Genomic DNA, 25,878 nt, shown 5'->3' with positions numbered 1-25,878 from the left:
GTGGGAGTTGCACGTCCCATCGTGTCCGGGCGTCCAGCCCTGACAGGAGGCCACATCGCTCGACAACGCGCAGCTCGATCCTGTTCGGCGGGGCCTGCACGAGATCCCGGCCGTCCCTGCCGCTCCCCGTTGAAGGCGGGCGGCAGGGTCGCCGAGTTCCGGGGTCCCTGCAGATCGGGGACGGCTACTGCGTGTCGCCGGTGAGCATGACGGGCGTGACCTGGAGGTTGGCCACGTCGGCGGAGAGCGCCTGCCCCTCCTCGCTCGCGAGGGCGGAGCCCATGGTCTCGGCGTCGGCGAACTCGAGTTGCGCCATGAGGTGGTACTGGGGCGCCGAGCCGTCGGGGCCGGGGTGGAACCGGGTGACGCGGGCGGCGTCGAGACCGGGGACTTTGCCGGCCAGCGGGATGTGCGTGTCGAAGTAGTGCGCGTTGAACGCGTCCACGTCGCCGGGCGTGGGGTACAGGACGGTGAGGGTGACCATGCGGACTCCTGGGGGCTGGTGACAAGGGGTGCGCTCGACGCTAGCCGCCGAGGTGGTGACCGGCGTGTGGAATCAAGGATTCCCGGCGCGGGCGAGGAGAGAAGAACCAGAACGACGACGACAACGACCCTTCTCCCCGCCGACCATCCGCCCGACGGTGATCATGGGCCGGGTGGGCTGGCCGGATGAAGGCGTTCGAGTATGAAAGCAGTCGAAGCCATCAAGTCCCAACGGCAATTTCCCAGCGAGTTCGATGCCAAGTAATGGCATGCCCTTGAGTGGAAGAATCGACTTTGGCCAAGCGGAGCTTGGTGGGTTGCTGCTAATCAATCACGCTCCAATGACAGATGCTTGAGCCAGCACTTCAGCTGGCATCGATCGATCGAGCCGCCAACGGAAACGGATCGGTCGCTCGCCTTCGTAAGATTCGAGCTGTGAGGTCCCGAGGAGAAGAAAAGGAGCGGTGCCTAACTCATCTTTGGGGGCATTACGAACGGCAAGTAGAATATTTGTGCCATTCTCTCGATGGGTTATGTACCTTCTGCCGGTCGGTGAAGCCTGCCTTGTTGTTGACTGGGACTCCCAGTCGAACAAATCCTTCGTAACCGGAATATCGCGATACCTCGTCGTCTCTGAGAAGGTCTTCTCGTCCTTATGTAGGTTGATGAGGAACAAGTCCGTGTTGACCTCGGGCGCCCAGAGAACTCCTTCCCGGTGAATACCGGGACGACGATCCAGCGTCGCCCATTTTAGCCCCGAAAGGAGTTCCTCTCGCTGGTAACGGGCATGAGACCTCAGTGGAAGAGACTCGAGCCCTCGTCCAAGTGGGAGTGGAAGCATCTCTATGTTGTTGCGGGCAGCCTCCATCAGTTCTGGAATCTCTTCAAGCACGCTTGGGTACCCAGAAAGCTGCTCGACCGGTTCGTCGAAACTAGAGAACTTATCTTTTGGCAGCATGAAGTCAATCAACATTCTGGCCCATGCATCTGTCTGGTCAATCTCGACACCGTCGCGAATAGCAGTGGCAACGCGTGTGTAGTTCTCAATTCGATCGAGATCATCAACAGTACGTAGGCGATGCAGTCGCTTTAGTAACGCATGCTCTTCCTTCGGTGCAGGAGCTTGTCCCTTCGCTTTCAACAGAATGGTGTGCCAAGAGCGATCTGCACGGTATACCTCGTCTAGAGTGCGTCCAGAAGCTTCGAGGAATGCGACGAGAGTCTTCTCAGCTCCGACCGAACGTACGTCGGCCACAAGTGCCGGCATGTTGGAACGCAACGTGGCGCGTTGAACAGAATCGAGGATTTCTTTGCGTGCGATTTCATCGAGAACTATGCGGGATGCGCCGGGGAGAGTTGGATAGCCAACCGCGAGGTCGTCTGCGAGCTCACGACGTGTTTGTCCGGTCATCATCATGTAGCGAGCAGACAGGTCAAAATCGGCTCGATGATGTCCAACAAAGTCGAGGACAGTAAGCAATGGCTTGCCTGGTGAGCGTCTCAATCCTCGGCCTAGTTGCTGAATATAGATTGTAGAACTGTATGTCGGCCGGAGCATAAGTACAACGTCGACTTCAGGTATGTCGACACCTTCATTGAAGACGTCGACTGTGAAAATACACTTTATGCGGCCTGACTTTAGATCTGCGACGCCACGTTCTCGGTCTTCCCGTGATGTTCCAGAAGTTATGGAAATCGCGGGAATGTCATGGTCAGCAAACCAGCGCGCCATATATTCAGCATGTTCGATGGTGACGCAAAACCCAAGCGCGCGCATCGATTGTGGGTTGAGGACCTTCTCGTTGAGAGCCCGAAGGACGAGGACTGCTCGAGCGTCATTGCCGGTGTAGAGGTTTGAAAGCTGAGTTGTGTCGTATCCTTGCCCGCTCCACTTGATCGAGGTGAGGTCGGTTTCATCCGATATGCCATAGTAGTGAAATGGGCACAGTAGATCCTGGTTCAGTGCATCCCAAAGGCGGAGCTCCGCGGCAGCCTTTCCGCCAAAGAATTTGCTCACGTTTACGCCGTCGGCCCGCTCGGGAGTTGCGGTGAGGCCAAGTAGCTCATCTGCCGAGAAGTTCTGCATAAATCGCTGGTACGTTTCGGCTTCAGCATGGTGAAACTCGTCGACAACGATGACTTCCCACTCGCTTGAAAGAAGTGCATCTTTCATTCGAGTGATCGACTGGATGCTCGCAAATACGTGAGTGCCTCTGACTGGCTTTTCTCCACCGACGAACAGTTCGCCAAATGACGGATTGCCCAAGACTGCACGGTATGTATAACGCGCTTGCGAGAGGATTTCCTTGCGATGTGCGACAAAAAGCAGAGTTGGTTGGCGGCCAGTCTCTTCGCTTAGGCGTAGATAGTCCAGGGCCGCTACGACCGTCTTGCCTGTTCCGGTAGCTGCAACAATCAGGTTTCGATGCCGGTTGAAAATTCGGCGTTCGACTTCCAGCGTCTCCAGCATGCGACGTTGGTGTGGGTAGGGGGTGAAGCGGGCTACCGGTAGCTCATCAGGCTGGACAAGCTCAAGCCGGGGTGGGGCCGACTCGCTACCGGAGTGTAAAGCGCCGGCAGGGTAGCCTCCCTCTCCGTGGTAATAGGCCGGTGGATGTGGTGCCTTATCGGCAATACTGGAATCACCGGTGGGGGACTGTGATGGGATTGCCGAATGCTCCCGACGCGAAAAAATATCTGCGGTGCCCAGGGCGGCGGTTAGGCGGTCGGCGTCTCGGTCAGGGTCGTACTCTTCGAAGTCCTGTGAGCTCCAGTACGAGTCGTAGACTTTTGAGAACTTCGCTATTTCCGTACCATTTGTTGCTTCCGCAAGCCTGACGTTCCATTCGAGTCCGTCGACAAGTGCGGGCTTTGATAGATTCGAGCTACCGATGTATGCAGTGTTGAATCCGCTAGAGCGGTGAAACAACCAAGCCTTTGCATGGAGTCGGGTCGAAGATATTTCGTAGCTGACCCGAACCTGGGCGCCAAAATCGCGGACAAGGACGTCCAGTGCGCGTTTTTCAGTTGCGCCCATGTATGTTGTGGTAATTACTCGTAAAGGTACTCCGCGTCGTCGAAGTGCGGATAGCTGATGCTCAATTACGCGGATCCCAGAATATTTGACGAAAGCGCAAAGCAGATCTACCCGGTCGGCGGATTCCATTTCCAGGGAGATTTCATTTCCGAGGTTTGGTTCGTCTCGGGAGTTGGTGAGAAGAGCTCCGGCAGAAAGTGAATGAGAGGGCCGGTTTGGTCGACGATTTCCATGGGCGGTTATGGCGTGAAGTAGCTTGTTGGTTGCTATTCGTTGATCATCGTCAAAAGTCTTTAGAAGTTCTTCAACGATGGCGAGCTGCTCAGCGGAAGTCTTTCCAGAAAGCCGCTCATGGACGAGATTCTGAATGTGGCGCGACAGGAGGAGGGGTAAGTCATCGTCGTCAGGTGACGAATAGTGTGCTTCGGCCTCGGTGGCCGTAAGTCGACGTGAGTACTGCTGGGTCAGTAGAGTCTCGTATAGTCCGAGCGGAAGTGGCTCTGTCATTTGCGCGCTTTCAAGAGTTTTTCAATTGTCGGAAGGTCTGGCTTTGCCCAATCTAGTTGGTCGATCTTGTTAAGTGGCTGCCAAACGATCTTGTCGTGGTCCGAGCTTTCGGTTGGATACTGATCGGTGCTTACGTGATAGCAGGCAAGGTCGATAGTGTTCTCGCCAACGACAGTGCTTGATCGGTCAATCAGAGGTCCTACAGTCACGTCTAGGCCGAGTTCCTCAAGGATTTCTCGACGCAAGGCCTCTTCCGGGGTTTCGTTTGGTTCTACCTTGCCGCCCGGAAACTCCCACTGGCCGCCGGCGGAGCGGTCAGCGTTGCGGCGGAACGCAAGCACCGCTTCGCTGGAGCTGAAAACTGCGCCAACTACTGTGATCGTCTTTGACATTGCGTCCTTGCTCGAGTGATGAGGCTTCGGCTTGTCGCTTTATTGATACCTCATGGGTGCGACAGTGAGTGGCGGGACTTGTGCTCCCGGGGATGCGGGATGGGCGGGCTTCATCGGCTGGCCCTTGTCGTCCCGTTATGCCGTGATCCCCTCAGCGTGGCCGATAGCCTTGCCCGCAGGCGCGGCTCGGCCGTGCAGCGCCGGGTCCGCCCGGTGCTGCGCGTCAGTACGCCAGGGTCCGAGCGCCGGCCCGCCGGGTAACCAGGAGGTACGTGGGGATGGATCCGAACACCGCGATGCCGCGGACCGAGCTGACGGTGCGCTACCACGAGTGCGACCCCTCCGGGATCGTGTTCAACGCCAACTACCTGGCGTACGCGGACATCGCGAGCCTGCAGACGCTGGAGACGGTGGTGGGACCGTAGACCGAGCTCGCCGGGCGGGGCTACGACATGGTGGTGGCGGAGTCGAACCTGCGCTTCCTGCTGCCGTGCCGGCCGGGCGACAAGCTGGTGATCACCGGCCTGCTCGTCCGCCTCGGCACCACCTCGATGATGCTGCGCTTCCAGATGCACCGGGGCGACGAGCTCGTGGCCGAGGTATCCAATCGCTACGTGTGGGTGGACTCCGAGGCCAAGAAGCCCATTGCGCCGCCGGAGGACGTCCGGCAGGCCCTCGCCACTTACGAGGTCGCGGCATGAGCGCCCCCACGCCGACCGGCCGGCTCGTACGCTCGGGCGCCGGCCACGACCTGGTCCTCACCCGCTCCCTGCCCCTGCCGGTCGCCGACGTCTGGGTCGGCCTCACCGACCCTGAGCGCACCGCGCGCTGGTTCGGCCGCTGGGAGGGCGAGGGCGCCGTCGGCGCGACGATCCGCGTCCAGCTCGGGTTCGAGGAGACCGCCCCGTGGGTCGGGATGACGATCCTCGCGTGCGAGGAGCCCCGCCTGCTTCGGGTGCTGTCGGTGGAGGAGGGCAACGAGGCCGGAGCCGACGGCACCGCCGGGAACGACGACGACAACGACGACGGCACCGACTCCGGCGGCGGCACCTGGGACATCTCCACCGAGTTGACGGCCTCGGCGTCGGGCACCGAACTCCGCTTCGTCATGCACGGCATCGACCCGGCCGCGGTGGGCGAGATCGGGCCGGGATGGGAGTACTACCTGGACCAGTTCGAGGCCTCGCTGTCAGGCGGTCCGCTGCCGGACTTCAGCGATTACTTCCCCGCCCAGCGCGACTACTTCGAGGCGCAGGCTCGCTGAGCAGCCGCGGTCGCGGGTGATGTTGTCGTCGTCGTTGTCATGGGCGCCGCACCCCGCACCTACTCGGACTCGCGGACCTGCTCGTCAAGCTCGGGCCGGCCCTTGGAGTCGGTGATGAAGAACGCGCCCACAAAGCCGACGGCCGCGATGACGCCCGAAACGAAGAACGCGACGTTGGCGCCGTGGATCGGCCCCTCGAGGCCGTACACCATCGGGTCGCGCGCGGTGCTGACCATGATGGTGACCAGGATGGCCGTACCCATGGACGTCACCCACTGCGCGGCACTGGCGGTGATGCCGAAGTCTTCCATGAACGCCGGCAGCGCGGTGTTGAGGAGCGTCTGGTTGAGGATGATGACGAACGCCCCGGAGATCAACACGGTCATCAAGATCTTGCGGTTGATCGCCGGGGGTGCGGTCTCCTCGGCCTCGGAGCGGTCAGTCATGCGTGGAAAGTCCTCTTCCGTAGGGCGGCGTGCGTCGACGGGCGGCGTGGGTCGGAGGGAGGCGCGTGTCGACAGACGGCGCGGGCCTCCCGGCGGGCCCGATCAGAACATTTAGTTACACTAAGTGCAGACTTGCGCAGACTGTAATTTTGCGGGCGGTGGGCTTTATCACGCACTGCGACCGCCGAGGTCACCGTGGCGGGTGAACGGTGGGGTCGTCGTCGTCCTTGTCGTCGTCATCCCGGCGGTCCCCGACGCCACCTCCGCGGCCACCGATGGGGCTAGGTGATCCGTCACCGACACGGGGAAATGAGTAGCATCGGGGCGCATATCAGCGTCAGTCCCGGCGCCGGACCGGCTTCCCCTCCCGTCGGCGCGGACCGTCCCGCGGCCCCGTGCCGCAGAAGGTGAGCCCTCGTGAGCATCCCCCTGAGCATCCTCGACCTGGTTTCGATCCCGGAGGGCTCCACCGCCCGCGACGGGATCGCCGCGTCCATGGAGTCGGCGGAGCTGGCCGACCGGCTGGGCTACTCGCGGCTGTGGTTCGCCGAGCACCACAACACCCCCAACCTCGCCTCCAGCGCCACGTCGCTGCTCATCTCCCAGGCGGCGTCGGTGACCGAGCGGATCCGCGTGGGCTCCGGCGGCGTGATGCTGCCCAATCACGCGCCGCTCATGGTGGCCGAGCAGTACGGCACGCTCGCCAACATCCACGGCCCGCGCATCGACCTGGGGCTCGGACGCGCGCCCGGCACCGACGGGATGACCGCCCAGGCCCTGTCTCGCTCCTCGGCCGAACCGCAGGCCTTCGCCCGGCACATCTTCGACCTGCAAGGCTGGTTCGGCGAGGAGGGGACCGCGCACAGCACGCCCATCTTCTCGTCCGTCTCCCAGGGCATGGACGTACCCATCTGGGTGCTCGGCTCCACCGTCAACGGCGCCTCCATCGCCGGTCAGCTGGGCCTGCCGTTCTCACTCGCTTCGCATTTCGCGCCCGACCAGATCGACGACGCCGTGCGCGTCTACCGCGAGACGTTCAGCACCTCCCAGCCCACCGCGCAGATCGACGAGCCGTACGTGATGGCCGGGATCAATGTCCTCGCCGCCGAGACCGATGAGGAGGCGCAGCGACAGTTCACCACGCTGCAGCAGATGTTCCTCGACATCCGTAGCGGGCGGCAGCGCAAGATCCAGCCGCCCGTCGACCCGTCCGAGTTCGCCGGCACCAGCCCATCGATGCTCGAGATCAGCGCCGTGGGCACGCCCGAGAAGGTCGCGGCGCAGATGGCCGAGTTCGCCGAGCGGACCGGTGCCGACGAGCTGATCACCGTCACCTACGCGCACGATCCGGCCGTGCGGAATCGGTCACTCGAGCTGGTGGCCGGGCAGTGGTTCGGGGAGTAGCAGCCAGGTCAGCGGCCCGACGAGCCGGTTGACCAGCCGCTCGATCATTCACGAGATCGGAGAGACACCATGCACATCGCCCTCTGGGTTATTGCCGTCCTTCTGGCGGGAGCCTTCCTCGTCGCCGGGTTCAGCAAGGTCATGTCCACCCGCGCCGCGCTTGCCGAGAAGGGGCTGACGTACGTCGAGGACTTCTCCGACGGGTCGATCAAGGCGATCGGCTGGGCCGAGATCCTGGGCGCGATCGGCGTGATCCTCCCCGCCTTCGTCGGTGGGCTGCAGTGGCTGGTCATCGTGGCGGCCTTCGCGCTGGGCGTCGTGATGATCGGCGCCGTGGCGGTGCACTCCCGCCGCGGGGAGAAGTACACCACGGCGCTGGTCCTGGGCGCCCTCGCGGTGTTCCTGGGCGTCGGGCGCATCGTATTCGGCTTCTGACCCGGGCCGGGCCGCCGACCCGGGCCGGGTCCGCGACCCGGCGCGCGACGAGAGCACCGCGTCGACGACCAGGACCGCGAACGCGGCGATGCCCGTCATGCCCTGGAGATTGCCGACGAGCCACTGCAGGAGGTGTTCGCCGGGGGAGTCGGCGATCGGCGCGTACGCGTAGTGCGTGCCGATCAGATGCGAGAGCGCCAGCGCCGCCACGGTCCAGCGCACGAGCGGGCGCCGCGGGACCAGCAGGAAGGCAAACGCGATGATCACGCCCGACCAGTGGTGGGTCACCGCCACGGGCGACGCGACGAACACCCCCAGCGCGACCAGCAGCAGCGCGTCGACCGGACGATCCCGGCGGGTGAACTGCCAAGCGCCCCAGGTCGCCGCGATGGCCGCCACCAGGAAGAAGCCGAGGACGGGGATCTCGATCTGCTCGGGCGTCAGTCGGGCCCGCGTCAGCAGTCCGCTCAGCGCCTGGTTGGGGACGAACCAGGGATGGCCGCCGCGGTCGGTCACCCAGAACTCGTGGGTCCAGAAGTGCAGCGACTCCGCCGGCCGTGCCAGGTGGCCCACGACGATCGTCGCGAACACCGCCGCCACCGAGCGTGCCAGCGAGGCCCAGTCCCTGCGGACGAGGAACATTAACGCGAACGCGGCCGGGGTGATCTTGATGCCCGCGGCCACGCCGAGCAGCACGCCGCGGAACCGTCTGGGGGTGAACCCGAGGACGTCGGCGGTGACCATGAGGAACAGGAAGACGTTGATCTGCCCGAACATGAGGTTCGAGCGCAGCGGCTCGGACAGCAGTGCGACCCCGGTCAACGCGAGCGCGATGATCCCGGGACGGTCCAGCTTCAGCCGCACGGCGACCATGGCCAGGATCGCCCACACCGAGGCGATGGTGGCCGCCGACCAGACGACCTGCGCCACGGTCGCGTCCAGCGGTGCGAGTGGGGCGAAGATGATTGCGCCGAACGGCGGGTAGATGAACCGGAACCCGGAGCGGGTCGGGAAGTCTTCCGAGTACAGGTCCTGACCGTTGACCAACGCGCGTCCGACATCCTGGAACACCTCGAGGTCCAGCATGAACTCGGTCGCGGCCTGCACCAGGACCATGACCGTGACAGCCGCGGTGAGGAGCAGACCCGCCCAGGTCAGGACGAGGCGCGGGTGTGTGAGGCGAGGCATTGTCGCTAGCGCCCCTCACCGTGGGCCGGCGATGAGATGACGACGACTTCGCATGTCAGCATGGACCGCAGGGTACGCAGCCGGTCGGACTGCACTCGGTGCCGCGCCGCGAGAGGCCCGGTCGCCGGCGGTCACCAGCCCTCTCCGGGTGGGACAGCGGAGGTCGGCGCCATTCAGGGGAGGTCGGCGCTTTCAGCGGAGGTCGGCGAATCTCTCGGCGTCGCGGACTGCTCCGGAGACGATGACCGTGTCGCCGGGCTGGAGGACGGTCTCCGCGGTGGCGTAGGTGAAGCCGCCGCCCCGGTGCTTGACGGCCACCACCGTGACCCCGTGGGAGTCGCGGATACCGGAGCTGCCGAGGGGCTTTCCGAGCGCGAACTCCGGCGCGGTGGTCTTGACCATGGCGAATCCGTCGTCGAACTCGATGTAGTCGATCATCCGCCCGCGGACCAGATGCGCGACCCTCTTGCCCATGTCGTGCTCCGGCCGCACCACGTGGTGCACGCCAATCTGACTGAGGATCCTCGCGTGCGAGTTGCTGGTCGCCTTGGCCCAGATCGACGGGATACCGAGGTTGACCAGTGCGGACGCGGTCAGCAGGCTCGCCTCGAGGTCGGAGCCCATGCCCACCACGGCGCGGTCGCACTCGTGCACCGAGATCTGGCGCAGGGTCTCCTCATCGGTCGTGTCGGCCACGATGGTGTGGGTGAGTCGGCTGGAGACCTTCTGGATGACGGACTCGCTGGCGTCGACGCCCAGGACCTCGCCGCCCTGCGACATGAGTTCCAGGGCGAGTGAGCGACCGAAGCGGCCGAGGCCGAGAACGGCCACGACATGGGGAGCGGATCGTCTAGCCAATGTGGGGCCTTTCGGTGGGGAGTTCGTAGAGCCGCGTCCGTTGACGTGCGGCGAGAGCGCTGACCATCGTGATGGGACCGATGCGGCCGAGGTACATGAGCAGGATGAGGAGCCACTGGCCCCAGGTGGGAAGCTGCGCGGTGATGCCGGTGGACAGTCCGACCGTCGCGAAGGCGGAGGTCACCTCGAACAGCAGCGCGTTGAGATCGAAATCCGTGCCCGCCAGCAGGACGAGCGTGGAGGACATGACGAGCCCCACGGCGATGAGCGCCACCGCGAGGGCCTGCCGCTGGACGCGGGTGTCGATGCGGCGGTCGAAGATCGTCACGGACTTCTCGCCGCGGACCTCGGCGAGGATCACGAACAGCAACACCGCGAACGTGGTGACCTTGATGCCGCCGGCCGTGCCTCCGCTGCCGCCGCCGATGAACATGAGCACGTCGGTCACCAGCAGGGTCGCGTCGTCCATCTGCCCGTAGTCGACACTGTTGAAGCCTGCCGTACGCGGCATGATTCCCTGGAACGCCGCCACCAGGATCTTGTCGGCGAGCCCGAACGGCTGCAGCGTGTGGCTCCACTCCAGGGCCAGGACGGCGCCGACCCCGGTCACGATCAACGCGGCCGTGGTGCCGAGCGTCAGGCGGGTGGTGAGACTCCAGGGGCGCCACGGTCTGCCGGTGGCCGGTCGTAGTCGTCGTCCTATCTCGAACAGGACAGGGAAACCGATCCCGCCCAGGATCACCGCCACCATGAGGGGCACGCAAATCCAGGGGTCGGTGGCGAAACCGACGATGTTGTCGCTGAACACGGCGAAGCCGGCGTTGTTGAACGCGGACACCGCGTGGAAGACGCCCAGCCAGATCGCGCGCGGCCACGGCTCGTCGTATCCCACGGCGAACCGCGCGGTCAGTGCCATTGCGGTGAGCGCTTCGATCCCGAGGCTGAGCCGGACGACGCCGATCACCACGTCGCGGACGTCTCCGATGCCGGCGGTGCGGGCCTCGGCGGCCGTGTTCATCCGCGCCTTGAGGCCGATCCGGTTGGCGAGCAGGAGCACCACCAGCGAGGCGAGGGTCATGATCCCCAGGCCGCCCACCTGGATCAGCGCCACGATCACACCGTGACCGAACGGGGTCCAGTGGACCGCGGTGTCCACGGTGATGAGCCCGGTCAGGCAGACAGCGGAGGTGGCCGTGAACGCAGCGTCGGTGAGCGAGGTGGGCGCACTGCCGACCGACGAGGCGGGCAGCAGCAAGAGCCCGGTCCCCAGGACGATCGCCGCGGCGAAGCTCAGCGTCACGACGCGCACAGGGCTGAGCCTCAGGCGCTCGACGAGTCGCCGGAGAGTGGGTGAGGGCGTGTGCCCGTACACGATCACGAGCAGTCACAGTAGACCTCGGCGGCGGGTCAGGGAATACCAGGCTCACCGTCGCGGCGTGCCGGGGCAGGCCCGGTGTCCAACCGGGCCTGGCCGTCACTCGTCGGTGCGGATCTCCTCCCACAGGGCCCGCACGCGCGTATCCACGTCGTCGATGATCGCCCGGACCTCGTCCGCGGACGCGCCCTTGGCCGGGGCCACGTCCCAGGTCAGGTACTCCTTGCCCGAGTATCGCGGCGGTTCGTCCACGTCACCCAGGATCACCACGTAGTCGGAGACCCGCACCACGTCGTCGGTGAGCGGCTTGGGGAACGCGCGGAGCAGGGCCACGCCGCGGTCGTTCATCGCCTCGTAGACCTCCGGGTGCACCTCGTGGCCCGGGTTCGTGCCCGCGGAGCGGACCTCCACGTTGCCGCCCGCATAGTGCGTGAGCAGAGCCGAGGCGATCTGGGAACGACCCGAGTTGCGCGCGTCGACGAAAAGGACCTGAGGGACCGTCGCCTCGATCGCGCCGCGAGCCACGGCGAGCGCTCGGATACGGTCCTCGGCGAAATGCTTGGCGAGTGCCGCGAGGTGCGTCTTGACCCGCGCCGAGCGGTGCAGGGTCGTGTACGACTCGTAGACGATCCGCTCGATGGTCTCCTCGGACACCATCCCGTCGAACTTGCGGGCCAGGGCGCTCGCGTCCGCGTTGAGCGCGTGCACATCGAGCGTGGGGGTGTCCGCGGGAGTGTCCGGGACGGGAACGGTCGGATCGTCGGCGGTGGTCGGAAGTGATGTCGACATGGCGGGATCCCTTCACGTCAGCATGGAGCGTTGCGGGGCGGGAAGGGGGCCGTCGCCGGAGGGCACTGGTCGGGCGGGGCCCCCGACCCGGATCGTGGCCGGTCGGGCGGTGTGCCTGAGCTGATTATTACCGCGGCCACGCCGGTGACGGAAGGCATTTGTCGTTCATTTACCGGCTTTTCATGCAGGACCACGCACTCTTGGAGAAACCTCAGATTGCCGGGTTCAGAATGCCGGGGGCGGGAGGAGGTCGGCGATGAGCGCGGTGATGCGCTGCTTGATCTCGTCCCGGATCGGGCGGACGGCGTCGAGGCCCTGGCCTGCGGGGTCGGCGAGATCCCAGTCCTCGTAGCGTTTGCCGGGGAAGATCGGGCAGGTGTCACCGCAGCCCATGGTGATCACCACGTCGGAGGCGCGGACCGCGTCGGTGGTGAGGACCTTGGGCGACGCCGCGGTGATGTCGATTCCGTCCTCGGCCATCGCCGCCACCGCGGCCGGGTTGACTTGGTCCGCGGGCTCCGAACCGGCGGAACGGACCTCGATCCGTCCGCCTGCCAGGTGCTCGAGGTAGCCGCCGGCCATTTGTGAGCGGCCTGCGTTGTGGACGCAGACGAAGAGGACACTCGGGACTCCCTGGGCGTCCACGGCGTCGGCCGCGTCTGGGGCGTTGCTCATGACCGGGCTCCGGTGGTCGAGCGGTTCGGGAGAGTGGGGTCGCCGGGGAACAGGCGCGGGCCGAGCCACAGTGCGACGTAGACCAGGCCGACCAGCACGGGGACCTCTATGAGCGGACCCACGACGCCGGCGAGCGCCTGGCCCGAGGCGATACCGAACGTGCCGATCGATACCGCGATCGCGAGCTCGAAGTTGTTTCCCGCCGCCGTGAACGCCACCGAGGTGGACTTGGCGTAGTTCAGCCCCACGCCACGGGCGAGCAGGAGGCTGGCCGAGAACATCAGGACGAAGTACAGGAGTAGAGGGATCGCCATCCGGGCTACGTCGAGCGGATGCGAGGTGATGGCCTCGCCCTGCATCGAGAACAGCAGGACGATCGTGAACAGCAGGCCGTACAGCGCCCACGGGCCGATCCGCGGCAGGAACGTCTCCTCGTACCAGGTGCGGCCCTTCGCGCGTTCGCCGAGAACGCGCGTGGCGAAGCCGGCGAGCAAGGGGATGCCGAGGAAGACCAGCACGGACAGCACGATCGCCCACACCGAGAACTCCGCCGACACCTTCTCCAGCCCCAGCCAGCCGGGCAGGATCTGCAGGTAGAACCAGCCCAGCGCGCCGAAGGCCACCACCTGGAAGACCGAGTTGATGGCCACCAGGACGGCCGCCGCCTCGCGGTCGCCGCACGCCAGGTCGTTCCAGATGAACACCATGGCGATGCAGCGGGCCAGGCCGACGATGATCAGCCCTGTGCGGAACTCCGGCAGGTCAGGAAGGAACACCCAGGCGAGCGTGAACATGAATGCCGGGCCGACGATCCAGTTGAGTAGCAGTGACAGTCCGAGCAGCTTCCGGTCGCCGGTCACCCGGTGGGTCTCGTCGTAGCGCACCTTGGCCAGGACGGGGTACATCATGACCAGCAGGCCCACGGCGATGGGGACCGAGATGCCGCCGACCTGCACCGAATCGAGGGCGCGGTCCAGGCCGGGGACGAAGCGGCCCAGGACTAGTCCGGCGGCCATCGCCGCGAGGATCCAGACGGCCAGGTAGCGATCGAGGAACGACATCTCCTTGGCGACCGGGGCGGCACTGCGCGCAGAAGTGGTGGCGCTCATCAGTGGCGAGGCTCCCGTCAGATCGATGTATATCTATGGATGAGGCTAGGATGGCATATTGATGATCGTCAATCTGACCTAGCGGGGAGGCGGTGAGGGTATGACGACGACAACGACGACGACGAGTTCAGTGGCAGGCGCGGCGCTGGTCGGCGACCCCGCGGCGGGCGGATGCTGCTCGCTCTCGCGCACGCCCGTTGACGCCCCCACCGCGGAGTCAATGGCCGCCGGGTTCAAGGCGTTGGCCGACCCCACGCGGCTCAGGCTCCTGTCGCATATCGCGGCGCGTGGTTGCGAATCCGTGTGCGCCTGCGACCTTCTCGATGTGGTGGACATCAGCCAACCCACGGTCAGTCATCACCTCAAACGTCTCGTCGACGTAGGTCTGCTGACCCGTGAGCAGCGTGGCAGATGGGCGTACTACACCGTGGCCCGTGGCGCCTTGGAGCAGTTGCGCGGATTCCTCGACCTGTCTTGATGCGCAATTGCTCCCCGGGGCGGAAGGCTGACAGAGGGCTGCCCGTGCGAGATCGGTAGCCGGAATCTGTGCCTCACTCCCGGAGACGGCCCGGGGGATCGCGATCATCGAGGTCCCCACGGCCGGTGACCGGCAGAAGTTCCGGGTGCCGCCCGGGATAAAGGTGCGTTGGGTCCCTCGCGACGAGTCGTCATCGGGCGCCGACAGGCCGGGAGCGGAACGTGGACTTTGTCGGCTACTGGCGTCACGGGCGACCTGCGACGACCTGACCGAGCCCTGCTCCGACCGGCGGAGCGGGCGACGTCGGCTCGATGGCCCCATCCCGCGCTGGAGCCGGTAGAATGCGGTATGGCCATCGACGCACTGGAACCCCACCCACTCGTCCGCCTGCTCGGCAAGCCTACAGCCGACTTCACCGCCGGTGACCTCGCGCGGGCGGTCGAGCAGTTGGAGCTGCACCAGGTCAACCTGCGCTACGTCGGCGGCGACGGGCGCCTCAAGGCGGTGGCTTTTCCCATCAATTCGCGCGAGCACCTCCTCGAGGTGCTGACACGAGGCGAGCGCGTGGACGGCTCCAGTGTCTTCGCCGGCACCGATACTGAGTCCAGCGACGTCTACATCGTCCCGCGCCACCGCACCGCCTTCCTCAATCCCTTCGGCGAGCAACGCTCGCTCGACGTGTTGTGTTCCTTCTACGACGACGCCGGCAAGCCGCTGCGCCACGCACGCGAGCAGATCGTGCGCCGCGCCGCCGAGGTGCTCACGCAGGAGACCGGCATGACGCTGGAGGCCTTCGGCGAGCTGGAGTACTACCTCGTCGACGAGCCCGAGAAGAGCTTCCCCGTGGAGGAGGAGCGCGGCTACCAGGAGTCGGGTCCGTTCTCGAAGCACCGGCGGGTTCGAGAGGAGGTGCTGGGTCACCTCAGTGCGATGGGCGTGCCGCCCAAGTACGCCCACGGAGAGGTCGGCAACATCCTCGAGGAGGACCGGCAGCTGGTCCAGCACGAGATCGAGCTCCAGCCCGTGCCGCTGGAGCAGGCGGCAGACAACCTCGTCCTGGCCAAATGGGTGGTGCGCGAGGTCGCCTACGCCCATGGTGTCGAGGCGACATTCGCCCCGTTGGTGAGCAGCGAGGGCGCGGGAAACGGTCTGCATTTCCACAGTCGGCTGGTGCGCGACGGCGCCAACGCCATCGTGGGGAAAGACGGGCTCAACGACACCGGACGTCGACTGATCGCCGGCTACCTGTCCGCAGCGAGGGCGCTGTCCGCGTTCGGCAACACGGTCCCCACGTCCTACCTGCGATTCGCCGAGGGTGACGAGTCGCCGGAAGACATCTGCTGGGGAATGAAGGACCGCACCGGGCTCGTCCGGGTGCCGTTGGCCTGGGGCGGGGGCGTACTGGACGGCATGGTCGCGCACGCCAATCCCGGCAGCACCGAACCCATCCCCGAGCCCGCCACGGATCACCAGACCGTCGAGTTCCGGCTCGGCGACGGCTCAGCGGATGTGCACTTGTTGCTGGCCGGCATGGCCGTCGCGGCGAAGCAGGGGCTCAGCGATCCGGAGAGCCTGGAGCTGGCCGAGCGGCTCAGCACCCACAACCACGACGACTTCGAGAGTCTACCCACCTCGCGCCAGGAGGCCGCCGACGCACTCGAGGCCGAGCGCGAGATCTTCGAAGCCGACGGCGTCTTCCCCGCTGCGCTCATCGACGCCCTGCTCGCGGACCTCCGCAACACCGATGAAACCGACGACGACGACAACAACGACACCGCAGCGGCCGGAGACGATGCGGACGATCGCGAGGAGCTCATCCGCCGTCACTGGCACGTCGGCTGAACGCCCCGTCAGGTAATCGGGGCCCGGGCATCTCGCTCGTCAGCCCGCCCGGACCACCGAGAGGGCGCCATGGTCGGCGATCGCCCGGCAGGACCGGCGCATGAGCAGGGCGAACATCTCGTCGCCTCGCGTGGTCCGGGTGCCGTACATCCACCCGAAAATTCCGACCACCGGCGTCTGCAGCAGCCCGTAGACATAGTCGTTCCAGCACTCGTCGACCGTGTATCCCGTCACGCCGTGCGCTACCAGGGCGCGGTGGTAGTCGGCGACGATCCCGCGCTCCGCGGCCCGACGATCGTCCACTGTGAGGCTCGAGCCGAGGAACCCGCCGAGGTCCCGGCCGGGCAAACCAGTGGTGAGCGTCTGCCAGTCACACGCCAACGAGGGCAGTCGCCCTTCGGGGTCGATCAGCATGTTGTCGGCCCGGAAGTCGGCGTGCAGAAGTCCGAAGCGCTCGGCGCGGCCGTTGGCCCACTGAGCGATGAGTGGCGCGATCTCGGACAGGGCTTTCCGCTCGTCGGGGGAGAGACGGTCCCCGAGTTCGGCAAGGAACGCCTCCAGTGCTGGCCCTCCCAGGTCCTGAAGCGTCTCGTTGTCGTCGTCAGACGGCACGGACAAGCCCGCGATCTCGCGCAGTGACGGATCGCACCACCGTGGCCCGTGGAGGCCGGCGAGGTTCACGGCGCTGTCACGCGCGTCGGCGACGGACAGCCCGGCCAGCTGGTCGCCCTGCACGCGAGGCGCGACGTCGTCGAGCACGAGCGTGAACTCTCCCTCCCGCTCGCCGAGGGCCGCGAACCGGCAGTGCGGCACCCGCACGTCCAGCGTCGGCGCGAGGTCGCGGTAGAACAACACCTCGCTGCGATACGCGCCGTGCAGCAGTGGCCGCATGCCCTCGTCCGGGTTCGGCAGCTTGACGAACAGTGTCCGTGGGAGCCCGTCGCCCTCGACGTGGGCTCGGACGCAGCACCCGATCTGGCCGGTCCCGATGGTCTCCGTGCGCACCGAGTGCACAGGTGTCGCGAGCGCCGTCGAGAGCCACTCCGCGGTGACCTCCTCTGGAGTGCTCGCGACGGCGGGGCGGGTCGAGTCCGCCTGCGGCGTCTCGGTGATGGTCATGACGGGGAGTCCTTCCGCGAGAGGAATCGACCCGGATTGGGATCGAGGTGAGTGAAGCGGTTGGGGTCCCGCCGGGTTCGCCATAAGTCGAGCACGGGCGCGAGCTCATCCGGAGTGGCTCCGTGCAGGACCACCGAGTCGGCACCGAGCGCCAGTTGCGCCTCGATCCGGTCTGCGCAGTGGCTCGCGCTGCCGACGGCGGCGCAGTCCAGCCACTCATCCGGCAGCACATCGCGGGCATGCCGGAGGATGTCGAGGTCGGCAGTCGCGTCGAGCGCGCCCGCATGGGCGGCCAGCCGCTCGTCGGAGCGGAACGATTCGAGTCCGGCCGGGTCCCAGCCGTTCACTCGAACCAGGACGTCGCCGTACCCGGTCAGGTAGGTGGCCAACCGGCCGGCGAGCTTGCGCAGGCGCGCGGCCTCGTCGAGCGACTCCTCAATGGTGGCCATGACCGACCAGATCCGCACCGATGCGGGGTCGCGGCCGGCCTTCTCTGCGGACTCGCGGACCAACCGCACCGACCGCTCCACAGCCGCGTCCGACATGAAGGTGTGTAACACCACCCCGTCGGCCAGCTGCCCGGCCAGGCGCAGCGAGTTGTCCCCCATCGCCATGAGCAGGATTGGGATGTCCTCGTCGAAGGAGGTGTCTTGTACCAGGTAGGGGTAGGTGCCGGCGGGACCATCGTGTCCGGCCACCGCTCCGCCTCGCCACAGGGTGCGGTAGATGCCGATGGCGTCGGCGAGCTGCGCCGAGGTGACATGGGGCAGCCCCATGATGTCGAACAGGAGCGGGATGCCCCTGCCCAGTCCCAACGCATAGCGTCCGCCCGACATTCTGTGCAGCGTGGTGGCCATGGTGGCCGTGACTAGCGGGTGACGCGTGTTGTGATTGGTCGCGGCCGTGCCGATGCCGATGCGGCTCGATGAGGCGACCGCCGCCCCGGCCATCACTCCTGCGTCCTTGAGCGCGAAGCGTTCCGACAGCAGGATCGAGCCGAGTCCGAGATCCTCGGCGCGGGAGACTTCTGTCAGCAGGTCGGCCGGTGCCGCTGAGTGACCGGCGAGCCCGTAACTGGCGAGCTCGGGCATGAGCGGGGCAGCAGTGTCTTCTTCGGGCATGGGCGCCTTCCGGCGGTGGGGTCTCACGGTTGTCCCTAACGGACTCGCTCGTGATGTGGATCACATGATTTACCCGATCGTACAGCCGGGAGAGTTCGGCGACGGCGATTCGAGGGGCCCACGTTGAAGCCTGTGGGAGTTTCGGCAGAAGGGTAGATCGACACGGCACTCTGTGGCTTCGCGGATACGGTGATCACTGCTGGCAGACCGCCGCATTCGTGAATGCTTGCGCCCGGTCGAGTCGGGGGAGGCAACGAAAGGGACGGGACATGGACATATGGCAGGCAACGCACCGGGCGCGCAAGGACCTGGCCGACGATCTGGCCGGGCTCGAGGCCGCGCAGTGGAAGCACGCGACCCTGTGCGGCGCATGGGACGTCGAGCACGTGGTCGCGCACCTCACCGCTGCGGCGTCGGTCGGTAGGTGGGCGTGGATACGGAGCATCGTCGCGGCCGGATTCCGGCCCGCCGTACACAACGAGCGACGCCTGCGCGAGCACCTCGGCGCTACACCGCAGGAGACCCTGGATCGCTTCCGTGCGGTGATCGACTCGACCGTCGCGCCGACCGGGGACCTGCCCGCGTACCTGGGCGAGGTGATCGTGCACTCCGAGGACATCCGGCAGCCTCTCGGGCTCCCGAGCCGCGCTGACACGGGCGCCGCCACCGAGGTCGCCCGGTTCTACTCCTCGCGCGACTTCACGGTGAACAGCAAGACCACGGTCGCGGGTGTGTCGTTGCGGGCGACCGACAGTGACTTCTCTGCCGGCGACGGCCCCGAGGTCGCCGGCCCGGTGCTCGCTCTGGTCATGGCGATGGCCGGCCGCCGGACCTACCTGGATCAGCTGTCCGGGGAAGGCGTGGCTCTACTGTCGAGTCGATAGATTCGTCAGTCCAGGTCGTCCGACGAGCCCCGGATGCTCCAGCGATGCCTACGACGACTGCCCAGAGGGCGGCGTTCGGCCTGCTGGTAGTAGTCGAACACCGGTAGACCGAGCTTGAAGCGGATCGCGGCCACCCGCAGGCCGAACCCCACGACCAGGGTGATCACAGCGGCCCAGTTCTCCGGGACGCCCGCAGCCGCCAGTCCCATGAACAGGAGCGCGGCCAAGATGGCGATGCTGGCGTACAACTCCTGGCGGAACACCAGCGGGACACGGTCGCACAGGAGGTCACGCATGACTCCCCCGAAGACGCCTGTGATGACCGCGGCGGCGACGGCGATGATGACGCCGTGCCCCATCTCGAGAGCGATCCGGGCACCGATGATCGCGAAAACCGCCAGTCCGAGTGCGTCGAGTCCAAGAAAAAGCACTCTGAAGTGCCGCATGATCGGGGCGACGACAACGGTGAGGACCGCAGCCAGCGCGACCAGGGCGAGGTAGGAAGGGTGTTGCACCCAGATGAGTGGATAGTGACCGAGCAGGACGTCCCGTATTGAGCCGCCGCCGATGGCGGTGACGCAGGCGACGATCACCACTCCGAACAGGTCCATGCGCTCGCGACCGGCGGCCAGCGCGCCGGTCATCGCCTCGGCGGTGATACCGATGAGGAACAGGACGGTGAGGAACTCCACGACTCTTCTCAGTCCGTGTGTGAGGCGAGGTAGGGGATCGGCATAGGCCTATCCTCCCGCGTGTCCGTGGGGGTCGTGCCCGGAGGGCGGATGTGGGTGGTCCGGGTGGTGTCCCCGCGACCCGAACCGGGGGTCCGCGATCAGTGCGATCGACAGGCTCTGGTCGACCCCCGAGGGAGAACCTCAGCGTGGTCGCGAGGGGAGGTGGCCGGGGAGGAGTGCCGCCGTCGCGCCCGCGGAGAACCATCCCGGTGCCCGGCGGGCGAACTCGTCCGGGGCCAGCCCGCCGGCGCCGTGGGGGATCCGCCCGAGCAGCGGGACCCCGGTCAGTCGCGGCAGGTCCTCGAGGTTGCACCGCTCGGCCAGATTCGGCTCGGCGGGCCACGACCCCACCACGATCCCCGCGCACCGCAGGCCGGCGGCCTCGATCGCACGGACCGTGAGCTCGGTGTCCGAGAGCGTGCCCAGCCCGGCGCGCGTGACCACGACCAGCGGGGCCCCGAGGGCGGCGGCCAGGTCGAGGATCGTCAGGTCCGTGCCCAGCCGTACGAGCAGTCCGCCCGCGCCCTCGACGAGGTCCAGCCTCGGCTGCGCCGTCGCGGTGTCGGCCCCACCGAGCCACCCGCGGATCGGGTCGACGAGCCCGGCCAGCGTCGGCTGCGGCTGGCCGGCGACCCGCGCCGCGGTCTCGGGCGCCAGCGGATCCGGCAGCCGCCGGACCTCGAGCGTGCGCGTCACCCCGGCGAGCCGGGCGGCCTCGTGGGCGTCCCCCGGCTCCCCGGGGCCGAGCCCGGTCTGGAGGGGCTTGCAGATGCCCACGTCCAGCCCGGCGGCCCGCCCGAGCGCGGCAAGTGCCGCGGTGGCGACGGTCTTGCCGACGTCGGTGCCGGTGCCGGTGAGGACGGCCTGTCCGAGGCGTGCGGTGGTCATGTGCGCATCTCGACGGCCGCGGCGGCCCCTGCCAGCGCGGAACCGGCCACGTCCGACCAGTGTCCGGTCAGCACGGTGGTCAGCACCTCGCTCGCGGCGTCGAGCTCGGCGTCGGTCAGGTCGGCGCGGGCGGTCAGCCGCAGCCGCGCGGTGCCTTCGGGGACCGACGGCGGGCGGAAGCATCCCACTCGCAGCCCCAGCTCGGCGCAGCGCTGCGAGGCCGCATAGGCGCGGTGCGCGTCGCCCAGGATCACCGACACCACCGCCGAGGTCGGCCGGTCCGCGCCCGTGACCTCGGCCAGGTGTTCGGCCACCTCGAGCACGCGCCGCGCCCGCCCGGGTTCCCGACGCAACACCTGTAGCGCCGCGCGGGCCGCGCCCACGCTCGCCGGTGCGAGGCCGGTGTCAAAGATGAAGGGGCGTGCGGTGTCGACGAGGTGCTCGCGCACCCGCGGCGAGGTGAGAACCACCCCGCCCTGCGCGCCGAGCGCCTTGGACAGTGTCGCGGTGACCACCACGTCCTCGTGGCGGGTCAGCCCCAGCTCGTCGACGAGGCCGCGCCCGCCGCGACCGCGCACCCCTAGGCCGTGCGCCTCGTCGACCAGCAGCACCGCGCCGTGCCGGCGGCACGCCTCGTGCAGGCCGGTGACCGGGGCGAGGTGCCCGTCGGCGCTGTACACCGAGTCCGTGACCACCAGCGCGCGCTCCTCGGACCGCGTGGCCAGCGCCCGTTCCACGGCCGCGACGTCACCCCGTTCGACGACGACGACGCGGGCCCTCGACAGCCGGCACGCGTCCACCAGGGAAGCGTGCGAGCCCCCGTCGGAGACGATCAGCGACCCGCGACCCGACAGCGCTACCACGGCGCCGAGATTGGCGGTGTACCCGGAGGAGAACACCAGCGCGGCGGGGTGCCCGGTGAAGGCGGCGAGCTCGGACTCCAGCGCGTGGTGCGCGGCCGTGGTGCCGGTGACCAGGCGGGACCCGGTGGCCCCGGCGCCCCACTCGCGGGCGGCGTCCACCGCGCCCCGGATCACCTCGGGGTGGGTGCCCAGCCCCAGGTAGTCGTTGGAGGCCAGGTCGATCATGCGCTCGCCGGCCACGCGCGGCCGGAGCCTCCGGTCCAGGTTCCGGGCCCGGCGGTCCGCAGCGGCCGCGTCCAGCCAGTCGAGAGCGGGGGAACGGTCGGTCATCAGGCGTGGCCCTTCGCTTGCGAGGCCGCCCCGGCGAGCAGAGCGGCACAGATCGTGGCTATCTCCTCGTCGCTACAGATGTAAGGCGGCATGGTGTAGACGAGGTCTCGGAAGGGGCGTAGCCACACGCCACGGGAGGTGACGGCCGACGTCGTCGTCGTCATATCGACAGGGCTGTCCAGCTGGATCACGCCGATCGCTCCCAGCACCCGCACGTCCACCACGTTCGGCAGGTCCCGCGCCGGTGCCAGGCCGCGGCGCAGGCCGTCCTCGATGTTCGGCACCTGCGTGCGCCAGTCGCCCTGCTCGATGAGGTCCAGAGACGCGCAGGCCACCGCGCACGCCAGCGGGTTGCCCATGAACGTCGGCCCGTGCGCGAGCCCGCCCGCCTCGCCGGCGCTGATCACCTCGGCCACGTGCTCGGTGGTCAGCGTGGCCGCCAGGGTGAGGTACCCGCCGGTCAGGGCCTTGCCCACGCAGAGGATGTCCGGGGCGACGGCGGGCTGGCCGGGGCCCGCGCTGTGCTCGGAGGCGAAGAGCGTGCCGGTGCGGCCGAAGGCGGTGGCGATCTCGTCGAAGATCAGCAGGAGTTGGTGCTCGTCGGCGATCCGCCGCAGGTCCCGCAGGTAACCCGGGTGGTGGAAGCGCATCCCGCCCGCGCCCTGGACCACCGGCTCCACGATGATGCCCGCGAGCTCGTCGGCATGATCGGCAATGGTGCGCTCGAGCTCGGTGACGTAGGCGGGGTCGTAGTCGGCCGGCGGGACCGGGGCGAACACCTGCTCACGCACCACCCCGGACCACATGCGGTGCATGCCGCCCTCGGGGTCGCACACGCTCATCGGGCTCAGCGTGTCCCCGTGGTAGCCGCCCCGCCACGTGGCCAGCCGCGTCCGACCGGTGCGGCCCAGCGAGCGCTGGTACTGCAGGGCCATCTTGGCGGCGACCTCGACCGACACCGAGCCCGAGTCGGCCAGGAACACCTTGGTCAGCTCGCCCGGGGCCATCCGCGCGAGCCGCTGCGCGAGCTCCACCGCCGGCGCGTGCGTGAGACCGCCGAACATGACGTGGCTCATGGTGTCGACCTGCCGGTGCGCGGCGGAGTCGAGGTGCGCGTGGCGGTAGCCGTGGATCGCCGCCCACCACGAGCTCATGCCGTCGATGAGCTCGCGGCCGTCGGCCAGGCGGAGCCGGACCCCCTCGGCCGAGGCCACCGGCAGCGGCTGCGTTGACGCCGGGAACCCGCCGTAGGGGTGCCAGACGTGCTCGGCATCCGCGGCGATGAGGGCGGCCTGGTCCTCGGTGACGTGGGCGGTCGGGTCCTCGGTGACGCGGCTGGACGGGGCCGAGGCGGGGGGAGCGGCCGGGCCGGCCAGGGACGGGGCGAGCGTATGCGGGGCCATGTCAGGCGTTCGCGGGCTCGGAGGTGCCGGCGCCACGCGTGCGGATCGCCACCGGGGACTGCTTGGACCCGGTGGGCTGTGCGGATGCGGTGGACTGCGTGGACGCGGTGGACAGCGCGGACCGGGTGGCCGGTGCCGCCTCCGGGTCCGAGAATGCTGCGACGGCGTTGTCGTCGTCGGAACCATGGCACCCCTGATCGCCGCACCCGGCGCTCCCGGCGCACCCACCCCCGACGTTCTCCTCCATGCGCAGCACCTCGAGGCCGGCGTCGGCGATCATCTGCAGGTCCGCGGCGCCGGGCTGGCCCTCGCTGGTGAGGTAGTCGCCGAGGAACAGCGAGTTGGCCACGTACAGGGCGATCCCCTGGAGGTTGCCCAGGTGGCGCTCGCGGCCGGCGGCCACGCGGATCTCGGTGTCCGGGGCGACGAACCGCACCATCGACAGGATGCGCAGGCAGTCGCGCGGGTTGAGGGTGTCCACGCCCTCGAGCGGGGTGCCGTCGAAGGGCAGCAGGAAGTTCACCGGGATCGAGTCGACGCCCTTGTCCCGCAGCGCCACGGCGAGCTCGGCGAGCTGCTCGTGCGTCTCGCCCATGCCGGCGATGAAGCCCGAGCACGCGGAGAGGCCCGCGCCGTGGGCCTGGGCGACCGTGTGCTCGCGGTCGGCGTAGGTGTGGGTGGTGCAGATCTCCTCGTAGTGGCTCTCGGCCGTGTTGAGGTTGTGGTTGTAGGCGTCCGCGCCGGATGCGCACAATGACTCGGCCTGGCCGTCCTTGAGCGCGCCCAGGCACGCGCAGACCTCGACGCCCGGCGTGTCCGACTTGATGGCCTCGATGATGTCGGTGACCTTGCCGACCTCGCGGTTGCTCGGGCCCGTGCCGCTGGCGACCAGGCACACGCGCGAGGCCCCGGCGGCGATACCTGCCTTGGCCGCCGTGAGTGCCTCCTCGGTGTTCAGCCACGTGTAGCGCAGGATGCCGGCGGTGGAGTTGAGTCGCTGCGAGCAGTAGAAGCAGTCCTCGGGGCACAGGCCGCTCTTGAGGTTGACCAGGTAGTTGACCTTGACCTTGTTGCCGAAGTGGCGGAAGCGCAGGCGCGAGGCGGCGCCGACGACCTCCATGATCTCCGCGTCCGGCGCCTTGAGGATCTGCGCGGCCTCGGCGGCGGTGAGCTGCTCGCCGGCCAGGACGCGGTCGGCAAGGGCGTGCCAGCTGGGGGTGGTCGGGGTGGGGGCCATGTCTTCCTCCTGAACGACGTTCATTGAACGCCGTTCAAGCTAGCGTGGTCGGCGCCACTTGTACAGCGTTCAGGAGTGGGGGTGTCGGGCCGGTAGGATCGGCTATCGTGGCCTTATCCAAGACGTCGGTCGTCGACACCGCCCTCGAGCTGCTGCAGGAGTCCGGGCTGGCGGGGATGTCGATGCGCACGCTCGCGACCCGGATCGGGGTCCAGCCCAGTGCCCTGTACTGGCACATCCCCTCCAAGCAGGCGCTGCTCACCGCCGTGGCCGAGCGCGTGCTGGCCACCGTTCGGTCGAGGGGCGGTGGTGGCTCGACGGGGGGAGATTCGGCGGGTGGCGGTAGCTCGGCAGGCGGCGGTGGCTCGGCATCGGCGGAGCTGCGCTCGATCGGCGAGGGGCTACGCGCAGCCGTGGCCGGGGTGCCCGACGGCGCGGAGATCGTCGCACTGGGGCTCGCGGCCGGGGCGGTCAACCCGGTGGTCGCGGCGGTGGAGGAGGTGTGCGCGCGGCACGGGTTGGCCGAACGCGCGCCGGGCCTGGCCGCCGTGGTGACCGGCTACGTGATCGGGCTGGGGCTCGAGGAGCAGACGCACCACAACCTGCGGGTTGCGGATCCGGAACTGGCGGAGATCGACTTCGGCCCTCGGTTTGCCGCCGGCCTCGACGCGCTTCTGGCGGGCGTCGAGGGCGAGTAGGCACCGGTCCGCCCGGCGGGCCGCGTCCCAGTCACCCGGCGGATTTCGCCTCGTCGAGACGCAGAAAACCCATCTAACCCCGAGTAAACCTATCCAACCCCACGCTGCCTATTGTCTTCGCCAGAACCGCGCGGGTCCCATGGGTTTAGAACAGCAAGATGGGTTTCGTTGGGTTGGATCGGTTTTCTGCCAGCAGCGGCGGCAGCGGTAGGGGCAGAGGCTGCGGAAGGGCCAGCGCCAGCACCAGCGGTAGCACCCGCAGCTGCAAGACATCGCCCCTCAGCTGCCCGACATGGGGTGCGAAAATTTCCCGAATCCT

Annotated in this window: 25 protein-coding genes and 2 pseudogenes; 10 read left to right on the top strand and 17 right to left on the bottom strand. The window is 67.6% G+C overall.

What is annotated here, in order from left to right; all coding sequences use genetic code 11:
* Nucleotides 1-184: 184 nt before the first annotated feature.
* The 3 genes from OPF83_RS10160 to OPF83_RS10150 all read right to left on the bottom strand — a co-directional run bounded on the left by OPF83_RS10160 (nucleotide 185) and on the right by OPF83_RS10150 (nucleotide 4,419).
* A complete protein-coding gene (locus tag OPF83_RS10160) occupies nucleotides 185-484 on the bottom strand; it encodes an EthD family reductase (RefSeq protein ID WP_264887322.1) in 300 nt (99 codons plus the stop codon).
* Between the two features lie 330 nt (nucleotides 485-814).
* Nucleotides 815-4,027: a DUF3427 domain-containing protein gene (locus OPF83_RS10155; RefSeq protein ID WP_264887321.1), complete on the bottom strand. Its 3,213-nt coding sequence runs from the start codon at nucleotides 4,025-4,027 to the stop codon at nucleotides 815-817.
* A complete protein-coding gene (locus tag OPF83_RS10150; RefSeq protein WP_264887320.1) occupies nucleotides 4,024-4,419 on the bottom strand; it encodes a (deoxy)nucleoside triphosphate pyrophosphohydrolase in 396 nt (131 codons plus the stop codon). Before OPF83_RS10150 ends, OPF83_RS10155 begins: the two co-directional genes overlap by 4 nt.
* 278 nt (nucleotides 4,420-4,697) lie before the next feature.
* Between OPF83_RS10150 and OPF83_RS10145 the strand changes: the two genes are divergently transcribed.
* The 3 genes and pseudogenes from OPF83_RS10145 (at nucleotide 4,698) to OPF83_RS10135 (ending at nucleotide 5,683) form a co-directional block, all read left to right on the top strand.
* Complete coding sequence (locus tag OPF83_RS10145; RefSeq protein ID WP_264887319.1) at nucleotides 4,698-4,844, top strand: thioesterase family protein; 147 nt, start codon at nucleotides 4,698-4,700, stop codon at nucleotides 4,842-4,844.
* An 18-nt stretch (nucleotides 4,845-4,862) separates the two neighbouring features.
* Nucleotides 4,863-5,120 (top strand): annotated as a pseudogene (locus OPF83_RS10140) (acyl-CoA thioesterase); the annotation flags it as partial.
* Nucleotides 5,117-5,683: an SRPBCC domain-containing protein gene (locus OPF83_RS10135; protein WP_264887318.1), complete on the top strand. Its 567-nt coding sequence runs from the start codon at nucleotides 5,117-5,119 to the stop codon at nucleotides 5,681-5,683. The pseudogene OPF83_RS10140 and the gene OPF83_RS10135, both read left to right, overlap by 4 nt.
* 59 nt (nucleotides 5,684-5,742) lie before the next feature.
* On the opposite strand, the gene OPF83_RS10130 is transcribed toward OPF83_RS10135, so the two are convergent.
* Nucleotides 5,743-6,129, bottom strand: coding sequence for a hypothetical protein (locus OPF83_RS10130; RefSeq protein WP_264887317.1), 387 nt, complete (start codon nucleotides 6,127-6,129; stop codon nucleotides 5,743-5,745).
* Nucleotides 6,130-6,546: 417 nt separating this feature from the next.
* On the opposite strand from OPF83_RS10130, the gene OPF83_RS10125 reads away from it, so the two are divergent.
* On the top strand, nucleotides 6,547-7,533 hold the full coding sequence (locus OPF83_RS10125) for an LLM class flavin-dependent oxidoreductase (RefSeq protein ID WP_264887316.1): 987 nt from the start codon (nucleotides 6,547-6,549) through the stop codon (nucleotides 7,531-7,533).
* A gap of 69 nt (nucleotides 7,534-7,602) precedes the next feature.
* Nucleotides 7,603-7,968: a DoxX family protein gene (locus tag OPF83_RS17495; RefSeq protein ID WP_375546249.1), complete on the top strand. Its 366-nt coding sequence runs from the start codon at nucleotides 7,603-7,605 to the stop codon at nucleotides 7,966-7,968.
* 306 nt (nucleotides 7,969-8,274) lie between these two features.
* Here the strand turns inward: OPF83_RS17495 and OPF83_RS17490 are convergent.
* The 6 genes and pseudogenes from OPF83_RS17490 to arsB all read right to left on the bottom strand — a co-directional run.
* Nucleotides 8,275-9,054 (bottom strand): annotated as a pseudogene (locus OPF83_RS17490) (glycosyltransferase 87 family protein); the annotation flags it as partial.
* A gap of 294 nt (nucleotides 9,055-9,348) precedes the next feature.
* Nucleotides 9,349-9,987, bottom strand: coding sequence for a TrkA family potassium uptake protein (locus tag OPF83_RS10115; RefSeq protein WP_264887313.1), 639 nt, complete (start codon nucleotides 9,985-9,987; stop codon nucleotides 9,349-9,351).
* A gap of 19 nt (nucleotides 9,988-10,006) precedes the next feature.
* Nucleotides 10,007-11,392, bottom strand: a complete 1,386-nt coding sequence (locus OPF83_RS10110) for a TrkH family potassium uptake protein (protein WP_264887311.1) — start codon at nucleotides 11,390-11,392, stop codon at nucleotides 10,007-10,009.
* A 96-nt stretch (nucleotides 11,393-11,488) separates the two neighbouring features.
* Nucleotides 11,489-12,178: a low molecular weight phosphatase family protein gene (locus OPF83_RS10105; RefSeq protein WP_375546246.1), complete on the bottom strand. Its 690-nt coding sequence runs from the start codon at nucleotides 12,176-12,178 to the stop codon at nucleotides 11,489-11,491.
* A gap of 225 nt (nucleotides 12,179-12,403) precedes the next feature.
* Nucleotides 12,404-12,853, bottom strand: coding sequence for an arsenate reductase ArsC (locus tag OPF83_RS10100; protein WP_264887309.1), 450 nt, complete (start codon nucleotides 12,851-12,853; stop codon nucleotides 12,404-12,406).
* A complete protein-coding gene (gene arsB, locus OPF83_RS10095) occupies nucleotides 12,850-13,962 on the bottom strand; it encodes an ACR3 family arsenite efflux transporter (protein ID WP_264887308.1) in 1,113 nt (370 codons plus the stop codon). Before arsB ends, OPF83_RS10100 begins: the two co-directional genes overlap by 4 nt.
* A gap of 100 nt (nucleotides 13,963-14,062) precedes the next feature.
* On the opposite strand from arsB, the gene OPF83_RS10090 reads away from it, so the two are divergent.
* The 3 genes from OPF83_RS10090 (at nucleotide 14,063) to OPF83_RS10085 (ending at nucleotide 16,282) form a co-directional block, all read left to right on the top strand.
* Complete coding sequence (locus OPF83_RS10090) at nucleotides 14,063-14,440, top strand: helix-turn-helix transcriptional regulator (protein WP_264887307.1); 378 nt, start codon at nucleotides 14,063-14,065, stop codon at nucleotides 14,438-14,440.
* Nucleotides 14,441-14,504: 64 nt separating this feature from the next.
* Complete coding sequence (locus OPF83_RS17485) at nucleotides 14,505-14,780, top strand: SIP domain-containing protein (RefSeq protein ID WP_375546248.1); 276 nt, start codon at nucleotides 14,505-14,507, stop codon at nucleotides 14,778-14,780.
* A gap of 8 nt (nucleotides 14,781-14,788) precedes the next feature.
* A complete protein-coding gene (locus OPF83_RS10085; RefSeq protein WP_264887306.1) occupies nucleotides 14,789-16,282 on the top strand; it encodes a glutamine synthetase beta-grasp domain-containing protein in 1,494 nt (497 codons plus the stop codon).
* Between the two features lie 39 nt (nucleotides 16,283-16,321).
* On the opposite strand, the gene OPF83_RS10080 is transcribed toward OPF83_RS10085, so the two are convergent.
* Together OPF83_RS10080 and OPF83_RS10075 are read right to left on the bottom strand one after the other, a co-directional pair.
* Nucleotides 16,322-17,401, bottom strand: coding sequence for a phosphotransferase family protein (locus OPF83_RS10080; RefSeq protein ID WP_264887304.1), 1,080 nt, complete (start codon nucleotides 17,399-17,401; stop codon nucleotides 16,322-16,324).
* Nucleotides 17,398-18,522, bottom strand: a complete 1,125-nt coding sequence (locus OPF83_RS10075) for a TIGR03857 family LLM class F420-dependent oxidoreductase (RefSeq protein ID WP_264887303.1) — start codon at nucleotides 18,520-18,522, stop codon at nucleotides 17,398-17,400. The genes OPF83_RS10080 and OPF83_RS10075 overlap by 4 nt, the downstream gene beginning before the upstream one ends.
* Nucleotides 18,523-18,791: 269 nt before the next feature.
* On the opposite strand from OPF83_RS10075, the gene OPF83_RS10070 reads away from it, so the two are divergent.
* Nucleotides 18,792-19,406 carry a maleylpyruvate isomerase family mycothiol-dependent enzyme gene (locus OPF83_RS10070; RefSeq protein WP_264887302.1) on the top strand — a complete coding sequence of 205 codons (615 nt, stop codon included), beginning with the start codon at nucleotides 18,792-18,794 and terminating at the stop codon, nucleotides 19,404-19,406.
* A 5-nt stretch (nucleotides 19,407-19,411) separates the two neighbouring features.
* On the opposite strand, the gene OPF83_RS10065 is transcribed toward OPF83_RS10070, so the two are convergent.
* The 5 genes from OPF83_RS10065 to bioB all read right to left on the bottom strand — a co-directional run bounded on the left by OPF83_RS10065 (nucleotide 19,412) and on the right by bioB (nucleotide 24,861).
* A complete protein-coding gene (locus OPF83_RS10065) occupies nucleotides 19,412-20,098 on the bottom strand; it encodes a trimeric intracellular cation channel family protein (RefSeq protein WP_264887301.1) in 687 nt (228 codons plus the stop codon).
* A gap of 183 nt (nucleotides 20,099-20,281) precedes the next feature.
* Complete coding sequence (gene bioD / locus OPF83_RS10060) at nucleotides 20,282-21,028, bottom strand: dethiobiotin synthase (RefSeq protein WP_264887300.1); 747 nt, start codon at nucleotides 21,026-21,028, stop codon at nucleotides 20,282-20,284.
* Nucleotides 21,025-22,221 (bottom strand): 8-amino-7-oxononanoate synthase, encoded by a 1,197-nt coding sequence (locus OPF83_RS10055; RefSeq protein ID WP_264887299.1) that lies wholly within the window; start codon nucleotides 22,219-22,221, stop codon nucleotides 21,025-21,027. Before OPF83_RS10055 ends, bioD begins: the two co-directional genes overlap by 4 nt.
* A complete protein-coding gene (locus OPF83_RS10050) occupies nucleotides 22,221-23,624 on the bottom strand; it encodes an adenosylmethionine--8-amino-7-oxononanoate transaminase (protein ID WP_264887298.1) in 1,404 nt (467 codons plus the stop codon). The genes OPF83_RS10055 and OPF83_RS10050 overlap by 1 nt, the downstream gene beginning before the upstream one ends.
* 1 nt (nucleotide 23,625) lies before the next feature.
* The gene (gene bioB / locus OPF83_RS10045) at nucleotides 23,626-24,861 is read right to left on the bottom strand and encodes a biotin synthase BioB (RefSeq protein WP_264887297.1); all 1,236 of its coding nucleotides are present in this window, start codon (nucleotides 24,859-24,861) and stop codon (nucleotides 23,626-23,628) included.
* 107 nt (nucleotides 24,862-24,968) lie between these two features.
* Between bioB and OPF83_RS10040 the strand changes: the two genes are divergently transcribed.
* Complete coding sequence (locus OPF83_RS10040) at nucleotides 24,969-25,559, top strand: TetR family transcriptional regulator (RefSeq protein WP_264887296.1); 591 nt, start codon at nucleotides 24,969-24,971, stop codon at nucleotides 25,557-25,559.
* Nucleotides 25,560-25,878 lie beyond the last annotated feature (319 nt).

Source organism: Dietzia sp. NCCP-2495, from assembly GCF_026011735.1.
In the GTDB taxonomy this organism is placed as follows: domain Bacteria; phylum Actinomycetota; class Actinomycetes; order Mycobacteriales; family Mycobacteriaceae; genus Dietzia.
This window is presented reverse-complemented; position numbering and strand designations above follow the sequence as displayed.

Excerpts from the sequence above, each read along its gene's own strand:
- OPF83_RS10160 (WP_264887322.1), bottom strand. The coding sequence starts at position 484 with ATGGTCACCCTCACCGTCCTGTACCCCACGCCCGGCGACGTGGACGCG.
- OPF83_RS10155 (WP_264887321.1), bottom strand. The coding sequence starts at position 4,027 with ATGACAGAGCCACTTCCGCTCGGACTATACGAGACTCTACTGACCCAG.
- OPF83_RS10150 (WP_264887320.1), bottom strand. The coding sequence starts at position 4,419 with ATGTCAAAGACGATCACAGTAGTTGGCGCAGTTTTCAGCTCCAGCGAA.
- OPF83_RS10145 (WP_264887319.1), top strand. The coding sequence starts at position 4,698 with ATGGATCCGAACACCGCGATGCCGCGGACCGAGCTGACGGTGCGCTAC.
- OPF83_RS10135 (WP_264887318.1), top strand. The coding sequence starts at position 5,117 with ATGAGCGCCCCCACGCCGACCGGCCGGCTCGTACGCTCGGGCGCCGGC.
- OPF83_RS10130 (WP_264887317.1), bottom strand. The coding sequence starts at position 6,129 with ATGACTGACCGCTCCGAGGCCGAGGAGACCGCACCCCCGGCGATCAAC.
- OPF83_RS17495 (WP_375546249.1), top strand. The coding sequence starts at position 7,603 with ATGCACATCGCCCTCTGGGTTATTGCCGTCCTTCTGGCGGGAGCCTTC.
- OPF83_RS10105 (WP_375546246.1), bottom strand. The coding sequence starts at position 12,178 with ATGTCGACATCACTTCCGACCACCGCCGACGATCCGACCGTTCCCGTC.
- OPF83_RS10100 (WP_264887309.1), bottom strand. The coding sequence starts at position 12,853 with ATGAGCAACGCCCCAGACGCGGCCGACGCCGTGGACGCCCAGGGAGTC.
- arsB (WP_264887308.1), bottom strand. The coding sequence starts at position 13,962 with ATGAGCGCCACCACTTCTGCGCGCAGTGCCGCCCCGGTCGCCAAGGAG.
- OPF83_RS10090 (WP_264887307.1), top strand. The coding sequence starts at position 14,063 with ATGACGACGACAACGACGACGACGAGTTCAGTGGCAGGCGCGGCGCTG.
- OPF83_RS10085 (WP_264887306.1), top strand. The coding sequence starts at position 14,789 with ATGGCCATCGACGCACTGGAACCCCACCCACTCGTCCGCCTGCTCGGC.
- OPF83_RS10080 (WP_264887304.1), bottom strand. The coding sequence starts at position 17,401 with ATGACCATCACCGAGACGCCGCAGGCGGACTCGACCCGCCCCGCCGTC.
- OPF83_RS10075 (WP_264887303.1), bottom strand. The coding sequence starts at position 18,522 with ATGCCCGAAGAAGACACTGCTGCCCCGCTCATGCCCGAGCTCGCCAGT.
- OPF83_RS10070 (WP_264887302.1), top strand. The coding sequence starts at position 18,792 with ATGGACATATGGCAGGCAACGCACCGGGCGCGCAAGGACCTGGCCGAC.
- bioD (WP_264887300.1), bottom strand. The coding sequence starts at position 21,028 with ATGACCACCGCACGCCTCGGACAGGCCGTCCTCACCGGCACCGGCACC.
- OPF83_RS10055 (WP_264887299.1), bottom strand. The coding sequence starts at position 22,221 with ATGACCGACCGTTCCCCCGCTCTCGACTGGCTGGACGCGGCCGCTGCG.
- OPF83_RS10050 (WP_264887298.1), bottom strand. The coding sequence starts at position 23,624 with ATGGCCCCGCATACGCTCGCCCCGTCCCTGGCCGGCCCGGCCGCTCCC.
- bioB (WP_264887297.1), bottom strand. The coding sequence starts at position 24,861 with ATGGCCCCCACCCCGACCACCCCCAGCTGGCACGCCCTTGCCGACCGC.